Here is a 2,685-nt window from a genome sequence, read left to right as displayed (position 1 = left end):
GGCAATCCATTCAGCACGCATATTCAATTTCCTATCATAAACAGCTTCCCTCCGCTGGCATTACCCAGACTCAGGTGCAAGGGTATGTTCTCAGCCCGACTGGTTTCGGACACCCCTAGCTATAGTTGTAAATTCTAACATCTACGACTGGCTTTGGGCTAGGACGTTGCAAATTGTCTCGATCGACCTTATTCAATCTGGAGCGTGTATTTGGACGTTGGTAAATTAATAACGATCGATACTAACAAAATTTGCGAATTGATTCTCATCTAATTTCCGAGCGCCACTACCCAGCTACCCTAAGATATAATCGGTGTATTCAGGTCAAGTAAGGGAAACGCCCCATGACAATCGCCACGACAAAACGCATCACCCTAGCGGAGTATCTTACCTATGATGATGGCACGGATACTCGTTATGAGCTGGTGGATGGGGAGCTAACGAGCATGTCATTAGGAACGGGCGAGCATGGCGACATTAGTGAATTCCTGAATGATGAATTTAAGGCTGAAATCAGGCGGGTAGGGCTGGATTGGATTGCTAAAGACATGAAGATTGGGATTCAGTCGCCGAGGGGTACACGCTGGGAAACTGCGCGAGTACCAGATGTTGTCGTGTTGCCTTTGGAGCAGTGGCAAAGCTTGAAAAAACGAGAATCCCTGATTCCCTTAAATGAACCGCCGCCGTTATTGGTGGTGGAAGTGGTGAGTCCTTCGACGGTATCGGTGGACTATCGGGCAAAACATAGTGAATATGCAGTGTTAGATATTCCTGAATATTGGATTGTCGATCCACTCGATCTCAAAGTAACTGTTTGCGTACTCCAGGATGGAGCTTATGGTGATGAGGTGTTTGTAGGCGATATGACGATCGTTTCGCCGACTTTTCCAGAGTTGGGATTGAAGGCATTAGAAGTGCTCAATGCCAGCAGATAAGTTGCGATCGATTGGTAGGGGCAATGTCTTGTCTTGTCTCGCTGTCTTGTCGTTTTTTTATTCGGGGGGAACCCTAGACATAAAAACGCCGCTAAACCATCGGCAAAGCCGAGGAGCGCGAGCCGAGTTCAGCGCTAAACCTGGAAGGATACACCTCCAGAGCGCACGTCGCTTCATGAATTGCCCCTACCAGACGATCGGATGTAATCGCAACAAGGCCATCCCATCACAATTAACACTAGTTAGCAATCCCCACTAATTTACTGGGAATCAGCGGCGCAACGATCGCCGCCTGTGCCCTGTCTGATGCTAATTGTGCATACAAACTAGTCTCTCCGCTTTCAGCAGCTACTGTAATCGGTAGCGCCTCACGCAAATGCGCTGCGACAGTAACTGTGGTTCGATCGTAAGTTTGAGTAGCGAGTTTGGGATATAAACCGATGCCAATAATCGGCACCAATAAGCATAGCGCGATCGCCAATTCGCGCGGTTGGGCATCTGACGGCGGTGCGAAGGCTTCGCTCTGTGTGCCGAAGAAGACGCGGCGTAACATCGATAATAAATAAATCGGTGTAATTAGCAAGCCTACCGCTGCTAAGAAGACAATAATCAGCTTGAAACTGTTACTATAAATATCGCTAGTTGTCAAGCCCAAGAAAATCGTCAATTCGCTGACAAAGCCGCTCATTCCGGGTAACGCCAGTGACGCCATCGAGGCAAAGGTAAACAGCGCGAAAGTTGTCGGCATCGATTTGGCAATGCCACCCATCTTATCCATCGACAGAGTATGCGTGCGATCGTAAATCGTCCCAGCCAGGAAAAAGAGTACAGCGGCAATCCCGCCGTGGGAAATCATCTGGAGCATCGCACCATTAATACCCAGCGCGGTAAAAGACGAAATACCAATCAGCACGAATCCCATATGCGAGATCGATGAATATGCCAAGCGTCGCTTGAGATTGTCTTGCGAGAAGGCAGCTAAGGCACCGTAGATAATATTCACCACACCCAATACGGCAAGTACTGGTGCAAAGTACACATGAGCGTGAGGGAGCATTTCGGCATTCAACCGAATTAGGGCATAGCCGCCCATCTTCAGCAATACCCCTGCCAAAATCATCGAACCAGGTGCGGGTGCTTCACCGTGGGCATCTGGCAACCAAGTATGAAAGGGGAAGATCGGTAACTTGACACCAAAGGCAATCAACAACCCAGCGTAGGCTAACAATTCTAACCCGATCGGGTATTCCTTGAGTCCGAGGGCGGTAATATCAAACGTAACGGTATCGCCATAAAAAGCGAGCGCCAGTGCCGACAGCAGGATAAAGATCGAAGCTAGCGCCGTATAGAGAATGAACTTCGTTGCCGCATAAAACCGCTGTGCGCCACCCCAAATCGAAATAATCAGATAAACGGGAACCAGCTCCAACTCCCAGAGCATGAAGAACATCAATAAATCTTGGGCGAGGAACACCGCAATCTGTGCGCTGTACATCACCAACATCAAGCTATAAAATAGGCGCGGCTTGATCTTGATGTTCCAGGCGGCAAAGGTAGCGAGTGTAGTCACAAATCCAGTCAACACCACAAGTGGCATCGATAGTCCATCGACACCCAGCGACCAATTTAAGCCTAATTGGGGAATCCAACTGTAGCGTTCGACTAATTGTAAGCTGGGATTATTGGTGTCGTATTGCGTAGCAAATGTAAAAATAATCAAACATAATTCTGAGATCCCAGTGCCCAGTGC

2 protein-coding genes and 1 riboswitch are annotated in these 2,685 nt (G+C 48.5%); of the genes, one reads left to right on the top strand and one right to left on the bottom strand.

Translation table 11 applies throughout. The features are described 5' to 3' along the window. Window positions 1–29 precede the first annotated feature (29 nt). A riboswitch (TPP riboswitch) is annotated at window positions 30–127 on the bottom strand. 217 nt (window positions 128–344) lie between these two features. Next, a complete protein-coding gene (locus RMO35_RS15225; RefSeq protein WP_309742173.1) occupies window positions 345–935 on the top strand; it encodes a Uma2 family endonuclease in 591 nt (196 codons plus the stop codon). Window positions 936–1,173: 238 nt separating this feature from the next. Here RMO35_RS15225 and RMO35_RS15220 read toward each other — a convergent pair. Next, window positions 1,174–2,685 (bottom strand): NAD(P)H-quinone oxidoreductase subunit 4 (locus RMO35_RS15220; RefSeq protein ID WP_396135677.1); only part of this gene is annotated, 1,512 nt, incomplete at its 5' end.

The sequence above is a fragment of the Chamaesiphon sp. OTE_20_metabat_361 genome, from assembly GCF_031364565.1.
The sequence above is the reverse complement of the archived record's forward strand: the minus strand, read 5'-3'. Positions and strand labels throughout refer to the sequence as shown.

Coding starts and splice junctions, on each gene's coding strand:
- RMO35_RS15225 (WP_309742173.1), top strand. CDS start 345: ATGACAATCGCCACGACAAAACGCATCACCCTAGCGGAGTATCTTACC.